At 73.6% G+C, this 22,351-nt stretch carries 15 protein-coding genes; 9 read left to right on the top strand and 6 right to left on the bottom strand.

The features are described 5' to 3' along the window. Positions 1–416 precede the first annotated feature (416 nt). The 4 genes from ACGFIA_RS05990 to ACGFIA_RS05975 all read left to right on the top strand — a co-directional run bounded on the left by ACGFIA_RS05990 (position 417) and on the right by ACGFIA_RS05975 (position 6,861). A complete protein-coding gene (locus ACGFIA_RS05990; RefSeq protein ID WP_357382941.1) occupies positions 417–1,418 on the top strand; it encodes a glycoside hydrolase family 11 protein in 1,002 nt (333 codons plus the stop codon). Between the two features lie 134 nt (positions 1,419–1,552). After that, positions 1,553–1,981, top strand: coding sequence for a Fur family transcriptional regulator (locus tag ACGFIA_RS05985; protein ID WP_302907400.1), 429 nt, complete (start codon positions 1,553–1,555; stop codon positions 1,979–1,981). A gap of 22 nt (positions 1,982–2,003) precedes the next feature. Then, positions 2,004–4,280, top strand: a complete 2,277-nt coding sequence (gene katG / locus ACGFIA_RS05980; protein ID WP_357382944.1) for a catalase/peroxidase HPI — start codon at positions 2,004–2,006, stop codon at positions 4,278–4,280. A gap of 364 nt (positions 4,281–4,644) precedes the next feature. After that, a complete protein-coding gene (locus ACGFIA_RS05975) occupies positions 4,645–6,861 on the top strand; it encodes a carbohydrate-binding module family 20 domain-containing protein (protein ID WP_357382946.1) in 2,217 nt (738 codons plus the stop codon). 20 nt (positions 6,862–6,881) lie between these two features. Here the strand turns inward: ACGFIA_RS05975 and ACGFIA_RS05970 are convergent, their stop codons facing one another. The 4 genes from ACGFIA_RS05970 to ACGFIA_RS05955 all read right to left on the bottom strand — a co-directional run bounded on the left by ACGFIA_RS05970 (position 6,882) and on the right by ACGFIA_RS05955 (position 9,690). Then, positions 6,882–8,057, bottom strand: a complete 1,176-nt coding sequence (locus tag ACGFIA_RS05970; protein WP_357382948.1) for an MFS transporter — start codon at positions 8,055–8,057, stop codon at positions 6,882–6,884. A 79-nt stretch (positions 8,058–8,136) separates the two neighbouring features. Then, positions 8,137–8,586 (bottom strand): hypothetical protein, encoded by a 450-nt coding sequence (locus ACGFIA_RS05965; RefSeq protein WP_357383222.1) that lies wholly within the window; start codon positions 8,584–8,586, stop codon positions 8,137–8,139. Positions 8,587–8,644: 58 nt separating this feature from the next. Then, positions 8,645–8,833, bottom strand: coding sequence for a ribonuclease (locus tag ACGFIA_RS05960; RefSeq protein ID WP_357382950.1), 189 nt, complete (start codon positions 8,831–8,833; stop codon positions 8,645–8,647). A 44-nt stretch (positions 8,834–8,877) separates the two neighbouring features. Further along, positions 8,878–9,690, bottom strand: a complete 813-nt coding sequence (locus tag ACGFIA_RS05955) for a hypothetical protein (protein ID WP_357382952.1) — start codon at positions 9,688–9,690, stop codon at positions 8,878–8,880. A 111-nt stretch (positions 9,691–9,801) separates the two neighbouring features. Between ACGFIA_RS05955 and ACGFIA_RS05950 the strand changes: the two genes are divergently transcribed. Both ACGFIA_RS05950 and ACGFIA_RS05945 read left to right on the top strand, forming a co-directional pair. Further along, positions 9,802–12,462, top strand: a complete 2,661-nt coding sequence (locus ACGFIA_RS05950) for a cation-transporting P-type ATPase (protein WP_357382954.1) — start codon at positions 9,802–9,804, stop codon at positions 12,460–12,462. Between the two features lie 33 nt (positions 12,463–12,495). Then, positions 12,496–13,377 carry a universal stress protein gene (locus ACGFIA_RS05945; protein ID WP_393258890.1) on the top strand — a complete coding sequence of 294 codons (882 nt, stop codon included), beginning with the start codon at positions 12,496–12,498 and terminating at the stop codon, positions 13,375–13,377. Between the two features lie 33 nt (positions 13,378–13,410). Here ACGFIA_RS05945 and ACGFIA_RS05940 read toward each other — a convergent pair whose 3' ends face one another. Further along, positions 13,411–13,710 (bottom strand): STAS domain-containing protein, encoded by a 300-nt coding sequence (locus tag ACGFIA_RS05940; RefSeq protein ID WP_357382958.1) that lies wholly within the window; start codon positions 13,708–13,710, stop codon positions 13,411–13,413. After that, positions 13,707–17,852 carry a SpoIIE family protein phosphatase gene (locus ACGFIA_RS05935; RefSeq protein ID WP_393258888.1) on the bottom strand — a complete coding sequence of 1,382 codons (4,146 nt, stop codon included), beginning with the start codon at positions 17,850–17,852 and terminating at the stop codon, positions 13,707–13,709. Before ACGFIA_RS05935 ends, ACGFIA_RS05940 begins: the two co-directional genes overlap by 4 nt. A gap of 298 nt (positions 17,853–18,150) precedes the next feature. Between ACGFIA_RS05935 and rph the strand changes: the two genes are divergently transcribed. Genes rph through ACGFIA_RS05920 form a run of 3 tightly spaced genes read left to right on the top strand, consistent with a single transcriptional unit; the run spans position 18,151 to position 22,299 of the window. Beyond that, the gene (rph, locus tag ACGFIA_RS05930; protein WP_357382962.1) at positions 18,151–20,745 is read left to right on the top strand and encodes a rifamycin-inactivating phosphotransferase; all 2,595 of its coding nucleotides are present in this window, start codon (positions 18,151–18,153) and stop codon (positions 20,743–20,745) included. 48 nt (positions 20,746–20,793) lie between these two features. Then, positions 20,794–21,162 (top strand): MerR family transcriptional regulator, encoded by a 369-nt coding sequence (locus ACGFIA_RS05925; RefSeq protein ID WP_357382964.1) that lies wholly within the window; start codon positions 20,794–20,796, stop codon positions 21,160–21,162. Positions 21,163–21,204: 42 nt separating this feature from the next. After that, positions 21,205–22,299 carry a 12-oxophytodienoate reductase gene (locus ACGFIA_RS05920; protein WP_393258885.1) on the top strand — a complete coding sequence of 365 codons (1,095 nt, stop codon included), beginning with the start codon at positions 21,205–21,207 and terminating at the stop codon, positions 22,297–22,299. The last annotated feature ends 52 nt before the right edge of the window (positions 22,300–22,351 follow it).

Raw genomic sequence — 22,351 nt, 5'->3', positions numbered from 1 at the left:
CCGCCATTGAACCGACCGGCCGGCGGGGTCGTCAATGTGGACACTCCGACGGGGCGGCCCGGGTGCGGCGACGGTGATCCGGAACGGATCCGAAAGTTTCGGAAACCGACACCGGTTCGCCCCCGGTTGGCGGCCCGCTGCTCCCTCCGTAGGCGCTGATCGGACGCCCTTTCCGGCTGCCGTAACGCCCGTTCAGGGCCCGGGCTGCGGTTACCACAACATTTCCGGAACTTGTTGACAGGATGAACCAGGGCTCCAATACTGTGGCCATCGGCGTATCTCGATTGACGTCGATGTCCCACCACCGCCGTGGCGCGGCTGTCGCCCCGGTCCCGCCGTCCGCGGGCGGGCGAGCGCACGCGGCTCGCGCCACCCGGCTGGCCGCCCGCCAGCCGTCACAGGGAGGAAACCCGTCCATGAAAGACGCCCCCGTCCGTACGGGCATCCGCAGGCGCGGACGCCTCAGGATGGTCCTCGGCGGCGCCTGCGCCGTGGCGCTGATCGCCGCCGGGGCGACGGCGGTCACGTCGGGTCCGGCCTACGCCGACACCACCGTCACGTCGAACTCGACAGGCACCAACAACGGCTACTTCTATTCCTTCTGGAAAGACAGTGGCAACGTCTCCATGACCATGGGCAACGGCGGTCAGTACAGCACCCAGTGGAGCAATATCAACAACTTCGTCGCCGGCAAGGGCTGGAACCCGGGCTCGCGCCGCACGGTCAGCTACTCCGGCAGCTTCAACCCGTCCGGCAACGCGTACCTGACGCTCTACGGGTGGACGCGCAACCCGCTGGTCGAGTACTACATCGTCGACAGCTGGGGTAGCTGGCGCCCGCCGGGCAGCGGCTACATGGGCTCGGTGTCCTCCGACGGCGGCACGTACGACATCTACCGGACCCAGCGGGTCAACGCCCCGTCGATCGAGGGCACCCGGACGTTCTACCAGTACTGGAGCGTCCGGCAGTCGAAGCGCGTGGGCGGCACCATCACCGCCGGCAACCACTTCGACGCCTGGTCCCGCTACGGCATGAACCTCGGTACGCACGACTACCAGATCCTGGCCACCGAGGGCTACCAGAGCAGCGGCAACTCCAACATCACGATCGGCGGGACCAGCGGTGGCAACCCGACCACCCCGCCGCCGAACAACGGTGGCTGCACGGTCAGCGTCAGCCGGGCCGAGGAGTGGGGCGACCGGTTCAACGTGACCTTCTCGGTCAGCGGCACCAGCAACTGGGTGGTCAACATCCAGACCCAGGGTGGCCAGAGCCTGCAGAACAGCTGGAACGCGTCGGTCAGCGGCACCAGCGGCACGCTCACCGCGCGCCCGAACGGCAACGGCAACAACTTCGGCATCACGCTCTACAAGAACGGCAACAGCAACACGCCGACGGCGAGCTGCTCCGCCGCCTGAACCTTCTTCCGGGGAGGGGGTGCCGCGCCTGGCGCGGCACCCCCGTTTCGCGTGCCCGAAGCGCGGTCATGTGACAGCCGACACACCTCGGCAAAAACTTGATTCATTCCAAAAGACCGGACTAAGGTCGTCGTATGACGGCCGACTTCGAGACGCAGCTCCGGGCGGTCTCGTTGCGGGTGACCCGGCCCCGCCTGGCGGTGCTGGCCGCGCTGCGTGACCACCCGCACGTCGACACCGACACCGTGATCGCACTGGTCCGCGCCGAGCAGCCCACCGTCTCCCACCAGGCGGTTTACGATGTGCTGCGGGCACTCACCGATGCCGGGCTGATCCGGCGCATCCAGCCGGCCGGCGCCACGGCGCGCTACGAATCGCGGGTGGGAGACAACCACCACCACGTCGTGTGCCGTTCCTGCGGCGCCATCGCCGACGTCGAGTGCGCCGTCGGCCGCGCCCCCTGTCTCACCGCCTCCGACGACCACGGCTTCGTGGTGGACGAGGCGGAGGTCGTCTACTGGGGCACCTGCCCCGGCTGCGCGGCCGACCGCACCGCCCAGTGATCCGCAGTTCGGAAGGAAGCAGATGAGCGACACCCAGGACAACCGGCCCGTCAGCCCGCAGGGCGTGGACGCCAAGGAGGCGGCCGGCTGCCCGGTCGCGCACGACTCCGTGACCGCGCACGGCAGCGAGAGCGAGAACCCGGCGATCGACTCGCCGACCCCGAAGACCGGCGGTCGTCCGCGTAGCAACCGCGACTGGTGGCCCAACCAGCTCGACCTGTCGGTGCTGCACGCCCACGCGGACAAGGGCAACCCGCTGGGGCCGGAGTTCAGCTACGCCAGGGAGTTCGCCAAGCTCGACGTCGAGGCGCTCAAGCGGGACATCACCGAGGTGCTCACCACCTCGCAGGACTGGTGGCCGGCCGACTTCGGCCACTACGGCGGCCTGATGATCCGGATGAGCTGGCACGCCGCCGGCACCTACCGGATCGAGGACGGCCGCGGTGGCGCCGGCGACGGCGGGCAGCGGTTCGCTCCGCTGAACAGCTGGCCGGACAACGCCAACCTGGACAAGGCCCGCCGCCTGCTCTGGCCGGTCAAGCAGAAGTACGGCCAGAAGATCTCCTGGGCCGACCTGCTGGTGCTCGCCGGCAACGTGTCGCTAGAGGCGATGGGCTTCAAGACCTTCGGCTTCGGCTTCGGCCGTGAGGACGTCTGGGAGCCGGAGGAGATCTTCTGGGGCCCCGAGGACGCCTGGCTGGGCGACGAGCGCTACTCCTCCGAGAAGGAGATGGTGGCCGGCGTCGGCGCGACCGAGATGGGTCTGATCTACGTCAACCCCGAGGGCCCGCGCGGCAACGCCGACCCGCTGGCGGCGGCGCACTTCATCCGCGAGACGTTCCGCCGGATGGCGATGAACGACGAGGAGACCGTCGCGCTGATCGCCGGTGGCCACACCTTCGGCAAGACCCACGGCGCCGGCCCCGCCGACCGGCACGTCGGCCCCGAGCCGGAGGCCGCGCCGCTGGAGGCCCAGGGCCTCGGCTGGCTGAGCACGTACGGCGAGGGCAAGGGCGGCGACACGATCACCAGCGGTCTCGAGGTGACCTGGACCGACCGCCCGACCGAGTGGAGCAACCGGTTCTTCGAGATCCTCTTCGGCTACGAGTGGGAGCTGACCACCAGCCCCGGCGGCGCGAAGCAGTGGGTCGCCAAGGACGCCGAGGCGATCATCCCGGACGCCCACGACCCGTCCAAGAAGCACAAGCCGACCATGCTGACGACTGACCTGTCGCTGCGCGTCGACCCGGCGTACGAGAAGATCTCCCGCCGCTTCCTGGAGAACCCGGACGAGTTCGCGCTGGCGTTCGCCAAGGCCTGGTACAAGCTGCTGCACCGTGACATGGGCCCGGTCAGCCGTTTCCTCGGCCCGTGGGTGCCGGAGGCCCAGCTCTGGCAGGACCCGGTGCCGGCTGTCGAGCACGAGCTGGTGAACGACGCCGACGTCGCCGCGCTCAAGGCAAAGGTGCTGGAGTCCGGCCTCACCACCGCCCAGCTGGTCTCCACCGCCTGGGCGTCGGCCGCCAGCTACCGCTCCACCGACAAGCGCGGTGGCGCCAACGGCGCGCGGATCCGGCTCGAGCCGCAGCGCAACTGGGAGGTCAACCAGCCCGAGCAGCTCGCCACCGTGCTGTCCACCCTGGAGGGCATCCAGCAGGAGTTCAACGCCGCCGGTGGCGCCCGGATCTCGCTCGCGGACCTGATCGTGCTGGCCGGTTCGGCCGCTGTCGAGCAGGCGGCGCGCGACGCCGGTGTCGAGGTGACGGTGCCGTTCCACCCGGGCCGCACCGACGCCACGCAGGAGCAGACCGACGTCGAGTCGTTCCGGGTGATGGAGCCGCGCGCCGACGGGTTCCGCAACTACCTGCGGCCGGGCGAGAAGACCCAGCCGGAGGTGCTGCTCATCGACCGCGCGTACATGCTGAACCTGACCGCGCCGGAGATGACCGTCCTGGTCGGCGGCCTGCGCGCGCTCGGCAACAACGTCGGTGGCGCCGCGCACGGCGTGCTCACCGACCGGCCCGGAGTGCTCACGAACGACTTCTTCGTCAACCTGCTGTCCCCGGGCACCCGGTGGAAGGCCGCGGAGTCCGAGGAGCACGTGTACGAGATCCGGGACCTGGCGACCGACCAGGTGAAGTGGACCGCCACCGCTGTCGACCTCATCTTCGGCTCCAACTCGCAGCTGCGGGCGCTCGCCGAGGTCTACGCCAGCGACGACGCGCGGGAGAAGTTCGTCCGCGACTTCGTCGCCGCCTGGACGAAGGTCATGGAGCTGGACCGCTTCGACCTGGCCTGATCCGCCACATCTGAGCGAGCCCCGGCCCGTCGCGCCGCGACGGGCCGGGGCTCGTCCGTGTCCGGCGGGGTGTCGGGCGCCCCGCAAACGCTGGAAAATCTGTTCGGAAGTTGCGGTCGTCCCGCGAAGTGAGCCAACCCCTCCCGCGCATCGGGAAGCTCCTCCGATGTCCGGCCGCGCTGTCCAGCGTGGATCGCCGCTGGTGAACGTAAATCCGGCCCCATTCGTGTTGCCTGCTGGTTTCGAAAGCTTTGCCGCAAGCTCTTGCAAAGACTTTCATGGATGGCGCATGGTGTTCGCTACCCGGGACGGCCGCCCCACCCCCCGCTCACCCTTTCGACCCCACGGAAGAGGTCCCCCGACCATGCCATCCGCCAGGCCACACCCCCGTGGCCGCGCCGGTCGCCTGCTGCTCGCCGCCGCGCTCGTCGCGGCCGGCGGCACTGTCGCCGTCGCCGCTGCCACCACCACCCCGACCCCCGCCCGCGCAGCCGTCGTCCTCAACGACAGCGAGGTGACCGCCAACCTCTGGGAATGGAACTGGACCTCGGTCGCCGCCGCCTGCACCGACCACCTCGGACCGGCCGGCTACGGCGCGGTGCAGGTGGCGCCGCCGCAGGAGTCGGTGAAGCTGCCGGCCAGCGCCGACGGCGCGTACCCCTGGTACGAGGTGTACCAGCCGGTGTCGTACAAGCTGGACAGCCGGTTCGGCAACCGCCAGCAGTTCGCCGCCATGGTCACCGCGTGCCACAACGCGGGTGTCCGCGTCTACGTCGACGCGGTGGTCAACCACATGGCCGGCACCAACAACCCGGCCGGTACGCGCGGCTACGCCGGCACCGAGTTCTCCGGCTACAGCTACCCGGCCGTGCCGTACGGCGCCGGCGACTTCCACCGCCCCGGTGACAACTGCCCGACCGGCGGCGCGATCAGCGACTGGAACAACGAGGCCCAGGTCACGAGCTGCGAGCTGCTGTCGCTGTCCGACCTGTACACCGAGAAGGAAGCGGTCCGCAACAAGATCGCCGGCTACCTCAACGACCTGATCGGGCTCGGCGTCGACGGCTTCCGGGTCGACGCGGTCAAGCACATCCGCAAGGACGACTTCGCGGCCATCCTCGGCAAGCTGAACAACACGGCCGCCGAGGGCCGGCGTCCGTACGTCGCGCAGGAGATCTTCGACGGGGCGAGCAACCCGGCGTTGCAGGCCCGCGCGTACATCGGCAACGGCGACGTGCTCGACTTCGCGTACGCCAAGGGCATCCGCTCGGCGTTCCAGGGCTCCGTCTCGGCGCTGGCGAACGTGCCGAGCTGGAACCTCGACGCGCCCGGCGCGAACGTCTTCGCCATGGTCACCAACCATGACCTGGAGCGCGACGGCGTGGTGCTGTCGTACAAGAACGGCACCGACTACGTGCTGGCCAACTACTTCGCGCTTGCCTATCCGCACGGCAAGCCGTCGGTCTACGACAGCTTCACCTGGTCCAACCGCAACCAGTCCCCGCCGCACGACGGCACCGGACGGGTCACCGACACGGTCTGCGGCACCGCCTGGACCTGCCTGAGCCGCAGCACCGGCGTCAAGGGCATGGTGGGCTGGGCCAACACCGCCCGCCAGGTGAAGACCGTCTCGGACTTCACCACTGTGAGCAGCAACGTGATCGGCTTCCACCGGGGCGACCGGGCGTGGATCGGCATCAACGACTCCGGCTCCGCCACCACCGCCACCTTCGTCACCGAGCTCGCCGACGGCCGGTACTGCGACGTCATCTCCGGCGTCGCCACCGGCAGCGGCTGCACCGGCTCCACGGTGACCGTCTCCGGCGGCCGGGCGACGGTGACGATCCCGGCCAACGACGCGGTCGCGATCCACGTGAACGCCCGGCCGGGCGCGAACCCGTCCCCGACGGCCTCCCCGACCACTTCTCCGACCGCGTCGCCGACGGCCTCGCCGACCGCGTCCCCCACGGTCAGCCCGAGTGACCGGATCGCCACCACGTTCACCGTCACCGCGAACCTGGCCGCCGGCCAGGACGTGTACGTCGTCGGCGGCATCCCCGAGCTGGGCTCGTGGACGCCCGCGCGCGGCGTCAAGCTCACCGCGCAGGGCGGCGGCACCTACCGCGCCACCGTCGACCTGCCCCGGTCCACCGCGCTGGAGTACAAGTTCGTCAAGCTGACCGCCTCCGGTGCCGCCACCTGGGAGTCCGGCGCGAACCGGACGCTCACCACGCCGGCCGGCGGCACGGCCGCGGTGAGCGAGACGTTCCGCGGCGACACCGTCAGCACGGCTGTCGCCACCACGTTCGCCGTCACCGCGACCACCGTCTACGGGCAGAACGTGTTCGTGGTCGGCAACATCCCGGCGCTCGGCGGCTGGAACCCGGCCAGCGCGGTCGCGCTCTCGTCGGCCGCCTACCCCGTGTGGCGGGCCACCGTCGACCTGCCCGCCAACACCGCGGTCGAGTACAAGTACGTCAAGAAGAACCCGGACGGCACGGTGACCTGGGAGTCCGGCGCGAACCGGACGCTCACCACGCCGGCCGGCGGCACCCGGGCCGTCAGCGACACCTGGCGCTGACGATCGTGCGGCCCGTCCCCTCACCCCTGGGGGACGGGCCGCATCCGCGCGGTCAGGCGGCCGCGAACGACCAGCGCCGCGGCCAGGCACACCACTGCGGCGAGCACCAGTGGCGGCCGGCCGCCGACGGCGACCGCCGCCGACCCGAGCGGGATGGCGAGTGTGATCGGGCCGAACATCGCCGTGTTCGCGCTTGCGGCGACCCGCCCGAGCATCGCCTGCGGCGTGTACGTCTGCACGGCGGTGACCGCCGCGACGAGCGTCCACGGCAGACCGACGCCGATCACCACCGAGGCGGTGAGCGTGCCCGGCCACCACGGCAGGCAGCGTCCCAGGCAGCCGGCGGCGAACAGGACGGCGCCGGCGACCCCGACCGTGATCTCGCCGTGGCGGCGGACGAGCCGGCCGACGACCAGCCCGGCGAGCAGCGAGCCCCCGCCCTGCGCGCTCGCCAGCGCGCCGAGAAAGGTCGCCGGCAGCGCCAGGTCCGTCACCACCACGTCGTACAGCGCCGCGGTGGTGAAACCGGACATCGCGATGGACACCGCCGCGAGCGCCACCGGCACGCGTACCGCCCGCCGGGCCAGGAGCGCGGCGAGCCCGTCCCGCACTCCCACCGGGCGCGCGGGCGGGGGAACGGGTGCCGTCCGCGTCAGGCGTAACGCGCCGTACAGGGCGGCCACGAGCACCGGTACGACGGCGGCGAGCACCGCGACGACGTGCCCGCCCTGCCACGCGTACAGACCCGCCCCGGCCAGCGGCGCCACCAGCTTCATGCCCTCCTGCGCGCTCGACCGCCAGCCGTTGACGTCGGCCAGCCGGGCCGGCGGGAGCGCGGCGGGCAGCAGCGCGGTCTCGCCGGCGTCGACGAGCACGTAGCCGACGCCGTAGGCGAGCGAGACGGCGTAGATCAGCCACGCCTGGCCGGGCCCGCGGACCGCCAGCAGGCTCAGCAGCGCGGCGGCCAGCGCGAGGTCGACGCCGATCACCAGGGGGCGCCGGGGCGCCCGGTCGAGCAGGCCGCCGAGCCACGGTCCGGCCAGTGTCGGGGCGTAGACGCAGAGACCGGCCAGGGCGGCGAGCCCGGTGGAACCGGTGAGGTCCAGGATCCAGATGCCGGAGACCAGCGCCATGGCGCTGCCGCCGAGGCCGGACAGCAGTGAGACGGCCACGAACAGGACGGCGTTGCGACGCATGGATCCCCCGAAAGGTTGAGTCCGATGGACTCACATCCTTCCGAGTTGAGCCATGACGAGGCAATGTGTCGATCGCATGTCAACGAAAGGTTGACAGTGCGGTGGTGATGCGCCGGGCCGCGTCGCGTGCCGGGCCGGGCAGCCGCTGCCCGGCGCCGGCCAGGTCGTCGGCGAGGTGTGCGGCCAGCGTGTGCAGTGGCCCGGCGGCGGCGTCGAGCGCGAGCGCGCAGGTGCGGCGGGTCAGTGCCGCGCGGGGGAAGCGGCCGTCCCACGCACGGTCCGCGTCGATCCAGCGGTGCAGGTCGGTGACGCCTGCCCGGAGCGCGGGCAGATCGGGGGAGCCGGCCGGGTCGAGCCGGCTCAGCCGGGCACGGCGGGCCGCCACGAGGCGTTGCCGGCGCTGCTCGGCGGCCTGCCGGCTGGCCAGGCCCAGCGCCTGCGCGATCTCGGCCCAGGTGGCGCCGTCGTGGCGGGCCCGGTCGATCAGGTCCAGCTCGCGGTCGTCCAGCGCGACCCGGGCCGCGGCCATCTCGGACAGGCTCCCCAGGGTCACCCGTCAACGCTACATTGACATCCGGGTCGGGGTGTCAGTCCTCCGGGACGCCCGGGCCGACCTCGCCGCGTGCCAGGTGCTCGGCGTTGCGGTCGGCCTCGCTCTCGGCGTTCTCCGCCCCGGCGCCCGGATCCCGGGTGCGCCGCCCCTCCGCGTCCTGGAACACCTGCCCGCGCTCGAGCGCGCCCTCCTGCTGCCGCTGGGACTGCTCCGGATCCGTCATGCCCGTCAGGTGCCCCGGCCGTCGCGCGGCAAACCGGCACGTGCTCAGCGCGGCGGTGAGACGTACAGGCCCGTCTTGCAGCCGGTCTCGCCCGGTTCCAGCCAGATCCGGTCGTACCCGGGAGAGTCGATCTTCCCGGCGGGCGTGCGGACGAGCAGCAGGCAGTCCCGTTCGGCCGGTACGCCGACGGCGGCGACGAGCGCGCCCTCGTGCACAGTCGTGTCGACCGTGATCCACTCCTGCGGGAAGGCCGCCCGCACCGCTGCGGCGAGCGTGGCGGGGGTGGCGTCGCGCAGCACCGCTGTCAGCCGCTTCCGCCCGTCCTCGGGCAGGCGCGGCACCGGCGCGGCAGTGGGCGGCGGGGGAGCAGCGCCGCTCGGGCAGCCGATCTCGTGGTACGTCGTGTAGCGGTAGAGCTGGAACTCGTAGCGGTAGCAGCGGACGGCCTCACCGGCGGTGTTGCTCGCGCCGCCGATCGACACCGCCGGCTGCTCGGGCACCGTCACCACGAACCGCACGTCGACGGTGGCCCGCTCGTCCCCGGCGGTGCGGCCGGACCAGGCCAGCGCCTCCCGCCGGACTGCCGCACCGCCGCCCGACGTGGCGTCCTCCGTCTCCTGGACGATCTCGGCCGCCGCGATCGACCCCGCGTCGCGCACCCGGTTACGGTGGCCCAACTCCGTGTTGAGCTGCTTCGCCTCCACCGCCGCGGCGTCGCGCGCCAGTGTGTCGCCGCTCTGCTCCCCGATCGCCTTCCCGCAGCCGACCGACGCGAGCAGAAGCACCGCGAGCGCGCCGCGGACCCACCGGTGACCCGAGTGAGGTCTCGGCCCGGTGGCGCTGAGTGTCCGGCTCACCGCGCAGACATTACCGACGAGCCGGGCGCCGCGCTGCCCCGTACCGCGCAGGGCCGTTGGTCCCGGGCCCGGCGGGCCCTCGGGCCTGCTAACCGGGGACAATCGCGCGGCATGCTGGTAATGCCCGGCGCGGGCGGCGACGACATGGAGGACGATGTGGTGATCAACGGCGGGCCCGCTACAGCGACGACGCCCACCGAGATCTCTCCGGCCCCCGCGACCGGGCTCGGCTCCGCCGAGGCGGCCGCCCGGCTGCGCGCCGACGGGCCGAACACCGTGGCCGCCCCGCGCAAGCGCGGCCTCGCCGGCCGGGTCCTCCGCCAGCTCACCGACCCGCTGGTGGCGCTCCTGCTGGCCGCCGCAGTGGTGACCACGCTGCTGCGCGACTACCCGGACACCGCGGTGATCGTCCTGGTCGTCCTGATCAACACGGCGATCGGCGTGGTGCAGGAGGTACGCGCCGACCGGGCGGTCGCGGCGCTGGACCGGCTCGCCGCGCCGACCGCGCGCGTCGTACGCGACGGCCGCGACCTCGTGCTGCCCGCCGCCGACCTGGTCCGCGGCGACCTGGTCCGGCTGGAGGCGGGCGACGTGGTGCCCGCCGACCTGGGCCTCACCGACGCGGTACGCCTCAGTCTGGACGAGTCGGCGCTGACCGGCGAGTCGGTGCCGGTGGCCCGGGTCGCGGGGGAGGAGGCGAGCGCGGGCACCGTGGTCACCACCGGCCGTGCCACCGGAACCGTGGTACGTACCGGCGCGGCGAGCGCACTGGGCCGGATCAGCGCCCTGGTCGCGGCGACCCGGCCGGCGCCCACCCCGCTGCAACGACGCCTCTCCTCGCTCGGCCGGGTGCTCGGCCTGACCGCCGTGCTGCTCTCCGGGCTGGTCTTCGCCATCGGCGTGCTCGACGGGCGGCCGGTCACGCAGATGGCGGTCACCGCGGTCAGCCTCGTGGTGGCGGCCGTACCGGAATCGCTGCCCGCCGTCGTCACGCTCGCGCTCGCCCTGGGCGCGCGCCGGATGGCCGGCAGCCGGGCCATCCCCCGCCGCCTGCACGCGGTGGAGACCCTCGGCTCGGTCACGGTGATCGCCTCCGACAAGACCGGCACGCTCACCGAAGGCCGGATGGCGGTGCAGTACGCGGTCGTCCCCGGCCGCGACCGCTACGCCGTCACCGGCACCGGCTACGCGCCCGACGGCGAGGTGCACCACCGGGGCGAACCGGTGAGTGCCCCCGACGAGCTGCGCGCCCTCGCCCGCGCCGGGCTGCTCTGCAACGACGCCACGGTGAGCGCGCCCACCGACGAACGGCCGGAGTGGACCGCCATCGGTGACCCGCTGGAGGCGGCGCTCGTCACGTTCGGCGCCCGGTGCGGTCTGGACCCGGACACCACCCGCGACGCCTGGCCCCGGGTCGCGGAGGCCCCGTTCGACCAGGACCTGCGCCGGATGACCACAGTGCACCGCCGTAGCGACGGGCGCTACCTGATGGTCTGCAAGGGCGCACCGGAGAACCTGCTGGCCGCGCCGCTGGTGGACGCCGACGCCGGGGAACTGGCCGAGCTGACCGACGCCGCGCACCGGCTCGCCGCCGAAGGGCTGCGCGTGCTCGCGGTCGCCTCGGCGGTGGCCGACACCCTGCCGGACCCGGCCCGGCCGACCGGCCTGCGCCCGCTGGGCCTGGTCGCGGTCGGCGACCCGCTGCGCGCGGCGGCGCCCGGCATCGCCGCGGGTTTCGAGGAGGCCGGCATCCGGCTGGTCCTCATCACCGGCGACCACCCGGCGACCGCCGCCGCCATCGGCGGGCGGCTCGGGCTCTGGCGCGACGGCGACCCGCTCGCCAACGGCGACGACGGCGACCCGGGCCGCGCCCACCCCGAGACCCGGGTGTACGCGCGGACCCAGCCGGAGCAGAAGCTCGACATCATCGCCGGTCTCCAGACCCAGGGCCACGTGGTGGCGATGACAGGTGACGGCGTCAACGACGCCCCGGCGCTGCGCCGCGCCGACATCGGAGTGGCCATGGGCGGCGGCACCGAGGTGGCCCGGCAGGCATCCGACCTGGTGCTCGTCGACGACGACCTGACCACCGTGGCGACCGCCATCGGCGAGGGCCGCCGGATCTACGACAACATCCGCCGGTTCCTGCGCTACGCGCTCGCCGGTGGCGTGGCCGAGATCGCGGTGATGCTCCTCGGTCCGCTGTTCGGCCTGCCGGTGCCGCTGCTGCCGGCGCAGATCCTCTGGATCAACCTGCTCACCCACGGCGTTCCCGGGGTGGCGCTCGGCGCGGAACCGGCCGAGCCGGGCACGCTGCGCCGGCCACCCCGCTCCCCGCAGGAGTCGGTCCTCGGCGGCGGCCTGGGCCGGGACGTGCTGCTCACCGGCGCGCTGATCGCCGCGGCGACGCTCGGCGCCGGTGTGTGGGCCGCCGCGGCGGACCGGCCGTGGCAGTCGGTGGTGTTCGTGGTGCTCGGCCTGGCCCAGCTCGGCGTCGCGCTGGCGGTCCGCGCGACCCGCACCCCGGGCACGCGCGAACGCAACCTCGCGCTGCCGGTGGCCGTCGCGATCTCCGCTGTGCTCCAGGTGGCGGGCGTGCTGCTGCCGCCGCTGCGCGAGCTGCTCGGCACGTCCCCGCTGAGCGCGCTCGACCTGCTCGCCTGCGCCGCGATCGGTGTGCTGCCCGGCCTGGTGCTGCGTCTGACCCGCCGCTTTCGCGGGACCAACGACCCCCACGCCGGGACCGCGGGCCCTGCCCGGCCGGCCGCCTGACGGGCAGGCTGAGGACGAGTGAAGGAGGACGACATGACGCTCCACTCGCAGGCCCCCGTCGTGGTGGGTGTGGACGGCTCCGCCGCCTCGCGGGACGCGGTCCGGGTGGCCGCCCGTGAGGCCGCCGACCGGAACCGCCCGCTGCAGGTGGTCCACGCGTTCATCTGGCCGCTGACCCGCGCGCCGCTCACCCCGGCCCCGGGTGCGCCGGCCGGCGCCGGCCTGCGCAACCAGGCCGAGCGCTGCGCCGCCGAGGCGGTCGCCGAGGCCCGCAAGGTCGCGCCGGACGTACCGGTGACCGGCGTGGTGGTCGACGGCGCTCCGGCGGCGGTGCTGGTCGCCGAGTCCCGCGACGCGGCGCTGGTCGTGCTCGGCCACCGCGGCCTGGGCGGATTCGCCGGTCTGCTGATCGGCTCGGTCACGCTCCAGGTGTCGGCCCGCGCGCACTGCCCGGTGCTGGTGACGCGCGGCGAGGCGCGCGCCGACGGCCCGGTCGTGGTCGGTGTGGACGGCTCCGAGCTGTCCACGGCGGCGGTCGGATTCGCGTACGAGGAGGCCGACCGCCGGAGCGCGCCGCTGATCGTGGTGCACGCCTGGCTGTACCCCACTCCGATCGGCCCCGGCGACATCCTCCCCCTGGTGTACGACCCGGAGGCGCTCGCCGAGGAGTCCCGGCGCGTCGTCGCCGAGTCGATCGCCGGCTGGGCCGAGCGTTACCCGGACGTGCCGGTGCGGCAGCGGTCGATCTCCGGCGCCCCGGCCCGGGTGCTGGTCGAGGAGTCGAAGGACGCCCAGCTGGTCGTGGTCGGCGCGCACGGCCGCGGCGCGCTGGGCGGGCTGCTTCTCGGCTCGGTCAGCCACGCGGTGCTGCACCACGCCCACTCGCCGCTGGTGATCGTGCGCCACGGCGCCTGACCTCGCGGGCGGCGCCTGACGCCCGTGCGGGTGTCAGGCGCCGCGGACCGTGGTGAGGTCGGCCAGCCCGGAGATGGTCAGCAGCGGCTCCAGCAGCGGGCCGGCGATCAACGCGATCCGGTCGGCGTGCGGGAACAGCGCGGCCAGCCCGGCGCTGTCCAGGTACTCCACCTTGGTGAGGTCCACCACCAGGGGTTCACCGTCGGGGCGTACGGCCTCGGCCAGCGCGTCGGCGAACGTGGACGCGTTGCTCATGTCGATCTCACCGACGGCGGTCAGCACGCGTACGCCGTCGGGGCTGTCGCTCGTGGTCAGAGTCAGGGACGTGCTCATGGCGTGATCCTCGCCTGCATGTCGACTGTGGTGCCGGTGGCCCCGGGGGTGACGCTGATGCTGTCCATCAGCGCGCGCATGAGCACGAGTCCCCGGCCGCGGTGCGGGTCGGGAGGCTGGTCCCGGTCCCGCCAGTGCCCGCTGTCGGTGACGCTCAGGCGCAGGCCGCCGGCGGTGGCGGCGGCGCGTAGCCGGATCCGGCCGCCCGGGTCGTCGCGGTGCCCGTGCTCGATCGCGTTGGCGCACGCCTCCCCGGCCGCCACCAGGATGTTGTAGGCGTGGGCCGGGGCGAGCCCGCAGCGGTCCAGCCAGCCCCGCAGCGCGGTGCGGACCTCGGCCAGCCGCGTCGACTCGGCGGGGAACTCGAGTTCCAGCGGCCCGGGGTGGCGGTAGAGCAGCAGCGCCACGTCGTCGTGGTAGCCGCCGTCGGGGGTGAGCCGGTCCATGATCTCCGTGGCCAGGGTCTCGACCGGTGCCTGGTGGCCCTGCTGGATCGCGTCGGTCGCGCGGGCGATGCCGGTGGTGATCGGCTGGCGGCGGCGCTCCACCAGGCCGTCGGTGTAGAGCATCAGGGTGGCGCGCGGCGGCACCGTCGCCTCCGCCTCCGGCCGTTCCTGGCCCGCGCGTACGGCCAGCGGCCGGGACCGGCCGTGCTGCAGGAGCTCGGGAGTGCCGTCGGCGCGGACCACGATGGCCGGCGGGTGACCGGCGCTGGAGTAGCGCAGCAGGCCGGTGGCCGGGTCGAGGACGCCGCAGAAGACGGTGGCGCAGGCCGCACCCGGCAGCAGCGCGGCGAACCGGTCCAGGGCCACGAGCGTCCCGGCCGGGCTGGGGTCCTGCAACAGCAGCGCCCGGCAGGCGCTGCGCAACTGCCCCATCACCGTGGCGGCCCGCAGGCCGTGTCCCACGCAGTCGCCGACCACGATGCCGATGCGCCCGTCCGGGAGTTCCACTGTGTCGTACCAGTCGCCGCCGACCTTGAGCGGCATCGCGGCGGGGGAGTACCGCACCGCGAAACCGGCGGGTAGTTGCGCCGGGCCGAGGATCGCCCGCTGCAGGGCCAGCGCGGTCTCCCGCTGCTGGTCGATCTGGTGCACCCGGTGCAGTCCCTGGCCGATGTGGCCGGCCAGCAGCGCCAGCAGGGTCTGGTCCTGCTCGGTGAAGGGCCGCTTCTCGCCCAGGTCGATCCAGAGCGCCATGGTGCCGTGCGGGTGTTCGACGGCGATGCCGGCCCCGTGCGTACGTGTCGCCACCGGGGTCAGCAGCGGCGTGTCCCGCAGCGCGAGCAACGCCTGCCGGCGCTCGTGCGGCAACGTCTCCCACCGTGCCGCCGGGTCGGTGGCGGTCACGTCGGGGGCGGGCAGGTCACCGAAGACGGCGGTGAGCACGCCCGCCGCCCGCCACAGCTTGCGCAGCTCGTCCAGCACCCCGTGCAGCGCGTCGGTGAGGTCCTCGGCCTGCGACAGCCGCATGCTCAGCCCGGCCAGGGCGGTCTCCCGCTGCACCGCGTAGTGCTCGGCGGTGACGTCCCGGAACGTGCCGACGATCATCCGGCGCCCGCCGTCCGGGTCGTCGACCTGGTTGAACGCGGCCGAGATCCAGATCCGGTGCCCGTCGCGATGGGTGACCGGCACGGTGTAGGTGCCACGGGTCTGCCCGACGAGCGTGGAGAACGCCTCCGCCACCTGGCGGTGCGCTTCGGGCTCGGCCTCCCGGTCCGGCCACCACGGGTGCACCGCCGGGTAGGGCAGGCCGTCGGTGTCGTAGCCGAGGATGCCGGTGAACGCCGCGTTGATCTCGATCACCGCGCCCTCCTCGTCGCAGACGAAGAACGCCTCCTGCAACGAGTCGACGAGCGCGGTACGCCAGCGGGCGTGGTGGTTGCGCAGCCGGGCCAGCTCCACGTTGGCGCGTACGCGGGCCAGCAGCTCGGCGGCCGGGAACGGCTTGACCAGGTAGTCGTCGGCGCCGGCCTCCAGCCCCTCGATCGAGGCCTCCTGACCGGCGCGGGCGGACAGCAGCAGCACCGGGGTGCCGGCCGTACGCTGGTCGGCGCGCAGCGCGGCGACCAGTTGCAGGCCGTCGAGCCGGGGCATCATCACGTCGCTGACCACCAGGTCCGGGGTGTGCGCGCGGGCGGCCTCCAGCGCGGCCTGCCCGTCGGCGACGGCCTGCACCTCGTGCCCGGCCGAGCGCAGCAGCCGGGTGAGGTACTCCCGCATGTCGGTGTTGTCGTCGGCCACCAGGACGCGGGCCGGCGCCCCGCCGGGCAGCGGCTGGACCGGCCCGCCGGCCGGATCGTCGCCACCGAGCGCGGCTCCCGGGTCGGCGGGCAGCCAGCGCAGTGCCTCCTGCACGAACGGTTCGGCCGACGCGGGCGTCCGGCCGGTGCCCGCCGGGGCGAGCGCGTCGGTGGGCAGGTGGGCGGCGCCGAACGGCAGCCGGATCGTGAAGGTGGTGCCGCTGCCCACCGCGCTGTGCGCGTCGATGTCGCCGCCGTGCAGCGTGACCAGTTCCTTGACCAGGGCCAGGCCGATCCCGCTGCCCTCGTCGGAGCGGGAACGGGCGTTCTCGATGCGGTGGAACCGCTCGAACAGGCGCGGCATCTCGTCGGCGGGTACGCCGATGCCGGTGTCGGAGATCCGCAGCACTGCCGCGTCGCCCTCGGCGCGCAGCTCCACCCGGATGGCGCCGTCGAAGGTGAACTTCAGCGCGTTGCTGAGCAGGTTGAGCACCACCTTCTCCCACATGCCGACGTCCAGGTGCACCGGCTCGGGCAGCGGCGGGCAGTCGACCTCGAAGGACAGACCGGCCCGTTCGATCGCCGACCGGAAGACGCTCGCCAGGTCGGCGGTCACCGCGGCCAGGTCCACCGGTTCGTAGCGGGCCTGCATCCGCCCGGCCTCGATCCGGGAGAAGTCGAGCAGGCTGTTCACCAGCTTGCCCAGACGCAGCCCGTTGCGGCGGATGACGTCCAGCTCGGCGCGGACCTGTTCGTCGGCGTCCGGCAACCGGCCGCGCAGCTCGTCCAGCGGTCCCATGATCAATGTGAGGGGGGTGCGGAACTCGTGGCTGATGTTGGAGAAGAACGCGGTCTTCGCGCGGTCCAGCTCGGCGAGCTCCTCGGCCCGCCGCTGCTGCGCCTGGTAGCTGCGCGCGCTGGCGATACCGGTGGCCAGGTGTCCGGCGGTCAGCTCCACGAAGCCGCGGTATCCGTCGTCCAGCGCCCGGTAGCGGTTCAGCCCGGCGACCAGGAAACCGTACGGCGCCCCGCCCTGCTGCCGTAGCGGGACCAGGAGCGCCTCGGTGGGCGCGGCGGCCCAGACACCCGCGGGAAGGTCCGTGAAGGCCGGGCCGTCGAGCGCGACCCGCACCGACTCGCCGTCGGCCGGAGCGCCGGCCGGCCATGGCGCCGCCGGGTCACCGGGGGACAGGACGGCCGGCGCTGCCGGGTGACCCGGCGTCAGCCCGGTCGCCTCCACCAGCCGGGCGCCGTCGTCGTCGTACAGGTAGGTGAGCGTGAACGGCAGGTCCTGCGGGTTGCGGGCCAACTGGCGGCTGACGAACGCCAGCGTCTCCTGCTCCGTGCGGATGACGCTCGGGTCCGAGCCGAGGTCACGCAGCGTGGCCATCCGCCGCTCACCGATGACCCGCTCGGTGTCCTCGCTGACCACGCAGAGCATCCCGACCAGGCCGCCGTCGTCGTCCCGCAGCGGGCTGTAGGAGAACGTGTGGTACGTCTCCTCCCGGTAGCCGGCGCGCTCCAGGAACAGCAGCAGGCCCTCGTCCCAGGTGGCCTCGCCGGTGCGCAGCACGGTGTCGACGCGCGGGCCGATGTCGTCCCAGATCTCCGCCCACACCTCGTTCGCCGGCAGCCCCAGCGCCCACGGGTACTTGCGGCCCAGAGTGTCCCGCCGGTAGGCGGCGTTGCAGAAGAAGCTGAGCTGCGGCCCCCAGGCCATCCACATCGGGAACCGGGAGGACAGCAGGATCCGCACCGCGGTCCGCAGGCTCTGCGGCCAGGTGTCCGGCGGCCCGAGGGGATGCGCCGACCAGTCGATCCGCGCCAGGTCCGGCCCGATCTCACCGTCCACGGCGAAGACGTCGGCACGCGTACGCGGGTCGGTGTCAGCGCCGCTCATCGCCCGAGTCTCCCCCACCCCGTCCGGTCCCGCTCGTCCAGTCCGCGGCGTGCCCGCGGCCTCGTGGTCGATTCTTGCCCCGTCGCGCCCTCGGCACTCCACCCGGGGTGGGGAGATCTGACTCACCAGGCGGCGGGTCAGGGCAGGGGGTCCGTGGGGAGCGCAAAACGAATGGCAAGGAGACAGATCTCCTCGCCACTATCAACATATATCGCACCCCGGGTCTTGCCGCAAGGCCCGGGTGGTGCCGCAGAATTCTCGCCCGACGCGGATCGAGCTGCGGAAACGGGGGCACGGCATGGCCGGACGGTACGTGTGGGAACTGCGCGAGGTGGACGAGACACGCATCGCCGCGGTCGGCGGCAAGGGCGCGCATCTGGGCGCGTTGACGCGGATCGACGGGGTCCGCGTACCCAGTGGTTTCTGCGTCACGACCGGCGCCTTCCGGCTGGCCGTGGCGCGGACGCCGGCGCTCGCCGGCCCGCTGGACCGGCTGGCCCGCGCGGACGCGGACGACCCGGCGGCGATCCGGACGGCCGCCGCCGAGGTCCGCCGCGTCGTCGAGGGGACCGCGTTGCCCGGCGAGGTCGCGGCGGCGGTCACCGCCGCGCTGGCCGGGCTCGGCGCGGACGCCGCGTACGCCGTGCGGTCGAGCGCGACGGCGGAGGACCTGCCGGCCGCCTCGTTCGCGGGCCAGCAGGACACCTACCTGAACGTGGTGGGCACGGCCGAGGTGCTGCGGCACATCGGCCGCTGCTGGGCCTCGCTGTTCACCGAGCGGGCGGTGACCTACCGGCGGCGGCACGACATCGACGACCGCGCCGTGGAGATGGCGGTGGTGGTGCAGCGGATGGTCGTTCCGGACGCGTCCGGGATCATGTTCACCGCCGACCCGGTCACCGGAAACCGGACCGTGGTCTCGGTGGAGGCCGGCTTCGGTCTCGGTGAGGCACTGGTCTCCGGCCTGGTGAACCCGGACGTCTTCACGGTGCGCGACGGCGCGGTGGTGGCCAGGACGATCGGCGCGAAGTCCCGGGCGGTGCACGCGGCGCCCGGCGGCGGCACCCGGGAGACCGAGGTCGATCCGGCGCGGCGGGCCCGGCCCGCGCTGACCGACGACCAGGCGGTACGCCTGGCCGCGCTGGGCCGGCTGATCGAGGCGCGCTTCGGCTGCCCGCAGGACATCGAGTGGGCCCTGACCGGGGACGACATCCACATCCTCCAGAGCCGGCCGATCACCACGCTGTACCCGGTGCCGGCCGCCGCTGACGGGCGGTTCCACGTCTACCTCTCGGTCGGCCACCAGCAGATGATGACCGACGCGATGACGCCGCTGGGCCTGTCGATGTGGCGGCTCACCGCCATGGCGCCGATGCACGAGGCGGGCGGCCGGCTGTTCGTCGACGCCACGCCGCACCTGGCCACCCGGGCAGGCCGTGCCGCGTTCCTGGACATGATCGGCCGGGCCGACCCGCTCACCCGGGACGCGCTGGAGACGATCCTCGCCCGCGACGTCCTGCCGGCCGCGCCGGATCCGGCCCCGACCGACCGCCCGGCCGGCGGCCCGCCGCCCCCGATCGACACCGACCCGGCGATCGTCGCCACGCTGGTCGAGCGCAGCCGGGCGTCCGTCGCCGCCCTGCGCCGCGACATCCGCGGCCGATCCGGAACCGAGCTGTTCGACTTCCTGACCGGCGCGTTCGCCGAACACAAGCGGGTGCTCACCGACCCGCTGAGCGGCCAGGTGATCATGGCGGGAATGCAGGCCGCCTGGTGGCTCGACGACAGGCTGGGGGAGTGGCTCGGCGAGCGCGGCGCGACCGACACGCTCACGCTGTCCGCACCCGGCAACGTCACCGCGGAGATGGGGCTGGCGCTGCTCGACGTGGCCGACGTGATCCGCGCGTACCCCGAGGTGGTGGCGTTCCTGCGGGACGCCGCAGGCGACGACTTCCTGGACGAGCTGCCGAAGCTGCCGGGCGGCGCGCGGGCGCGCGACGCCATCGCCGGCTACCTCGACCGGTACGGCATGCGCTGCGTCGGGGAGATCGACATCAGCCGGCCCCGGTGGAGCGAGCGGCCCGCCACGCTCGTGCCGCTGATCCTGGACAACGTCCGCACCTTCGCCCCGGGCGCCGCCGCGCGCCGCTTCGCCCACGGCCGGGAGCGGGCCGAGGCCAAGGCCCGGGAGGTGCTCGACCGCCTGCGCGCGCTGCCCGACGGCGACCGCAGGGCCGCCGAGGCACAGGCCATGATCGAGCGGGTACGGACGTTCGCCGGCTACCGCGAGTACCCGAAGTACGACATCGTGAGCCGCTACGCCGTCTACAAGCAGGCGCTGACGGCCGAGGCCGGCCGGCTGACCCGAGCCGGCGTGCTCGCCGACCCCGAGGACGTCTTCTACCTGACCTTCGACGAGTTCCGCGCGGTCGCGGCCACCGGCCGGGTGGACGCCGGGCTGATCCGCCGGCGCCGGGAGGAGTTCCGGGCGCACCAGGCGCTCACCCCGCCCCGGGTGCTCACCTCCGAGGGCGAGGCGCTCGACGGCGCGTACCGGCGCGACGACGTGCCGCCGGGCGCCCTGGCCGGGCTGGCGGTCTCGGCCGGCGTCGTCGAGGGGCGGGCGCGGGTCGTGGCGGACCTGGCCGGTGCCGACCTGGAGCCGGGCGACATCCTCGTCACCGCGTACACCGATCCGAGCTGGACGCCGCTGTTCGTGGCCGTCGCCGGCCTGGTGACGGAGGTGGGCGGCCTGATGACGCACGGCGCGGTGATCGCCCGCGAGTACGGCCTGCCCGCGGTGGTCGCGGTGCCGGACGCGACCCGGCTGATCCCCGACGGCGGGCGGATCCGCGTGCACGGCACCGACGGCTACGTCGAGCTGCTGTCCTGACCGGCGCGGCATGCTCGATGATGGAGGTCCGGCGAGCGGGGAGGCGCGATGCGGATCGGGGAGCTGTCGGCGCGTACCGGGGTCAGCGCCCGGTCCATCCGGTACTACGAGCAGCAGGGCCTGCTCGCCGCCCTGCGGACGCCGAGCGGGCAGCGGGTCTTCGCCGAGCCGGCGGTGGAGCGGGTCCGGCTCATCCAGCGGCTGTTCGACGCCGGCCTCAGCAGTCGCCGGATGGCCGAGCTGCTGCCCTGCGTGACCGATCCGGAGATCCGCACCTCGTGGCTCACCGACCGGCTGCGCGAGGAGCGGGCACGGATGACAGCGGAGATGGCGCGGCTCGCGCACGCCGTCGCGGTGCTCGACGACGTGGTGGCCGACATGACGGTGACCGGGGACACCCGGGAACCGGCCGCCTGAACGCTTGCCCTTGACACCGGTGTCAACTCCTAGCGTCGGGTCATGAACGCGACACTGGACACCGCATCGCCGCTGGCGCCGCTGCTGGAGCCGGTCACCGTCGCCGGACTGCCGTTGGCGTCCCGCTTCGTGATGGCGCCGATGACCCGTAACCGCGCGCCGGGTGGCGTGCCGACAGCGCACATGGCCGACTACTACGGGCGCCGAGCCGCGGCGGGCATCGGCCTGATCGTCACCGAGGGCGTGCTCGTCGACCATCCCAGCGCCGGCCACGAGGACACCGTGCCCCGGATGACCGCCGGCGCGGCCGAGGCCGGCTGGCGGGGCGTGGTCGAGGCGGTGCACGCCGCCGGCGGCCGGATCGCCGCGCAACTGTGGCATCTGGGCAGCCTCCGCGAACCGGTGGACGGCCGTCCGGCCTGGACCCCCTCGGGAGTACGCGAGCCGGGCCGCCCGGTGCCGCACGCGATGACCGTCGCCGACGCGGACGCCCTGCTGGCGGCGTACGCGGACGCGGCGGAGGTGGCGGTCCGGGCCGGGTTCGACGCGATCGAGATCCACGCCGCGCACGGTTACCTGCTGGACGAGTTCCTCTGGCCGTACACGAACCGCCGGACCGACACGTTCGGTGGCTCACCGGCCCGGCGGGCGGCGTTCCCGGCGGCGGTGGTGCGTGCGGTACGCGCGCGGGTCCCGGGGGGCCGGCCGGTGATCGTGCGGTTCTCCCAGTTCAAGGAGCGTGCGTTCGACGCGCGGATCGCCGAGACCTCGGCCGAACTGGCACAGATCCTCACCGCGTTCGCCGAGGCCGGCGCGGACGTCCTGCACGCCTCGCAACGGCGCTTCTGGCAACCGGCGTTCGCCGGCTCGGCGCTGAACCTGGCCGGCTGGGCCAAGCGCCTCACCGGCCTGCCGGCGATCACCGTCGGCTCGGTGGGGCTGCGGCGGGACTTCCTGCGCCCGGCCGGACCGGAGTCGGTGGCGGGGCTGGCCGCGCGGCTGGCGGACGGGGAGTTCGACCTGGTCGCGCTCGGCCGCGCGCTGCTGGGCAACCCGGCCTGGGTGAGGTACGCGGTCGCCGGGCGGTTGGACGAGATCGCCGACTACCGCAAGGCGCACGAGGACGTCTATCCCTAGGGCAGGGGTTGACGCCGGGGGATGTTATCGCTCACAGTCGATGGCAGGGCAT

The organism is Micromonospora sp. NPDC049203 (genome assembly GCF_043197215.1).
Classification (GTDB): domain Bacteria; phylum Actinomycetota; class Actinomycetes; order Mycobacteriales; family Micromonosporaceae; genus Micromonospora.
The sequence above is the reverse complement of the archived record's forward strand: the minus strand, read 5'-3'. Positions and strand labels throughout refer to the sequence as shown.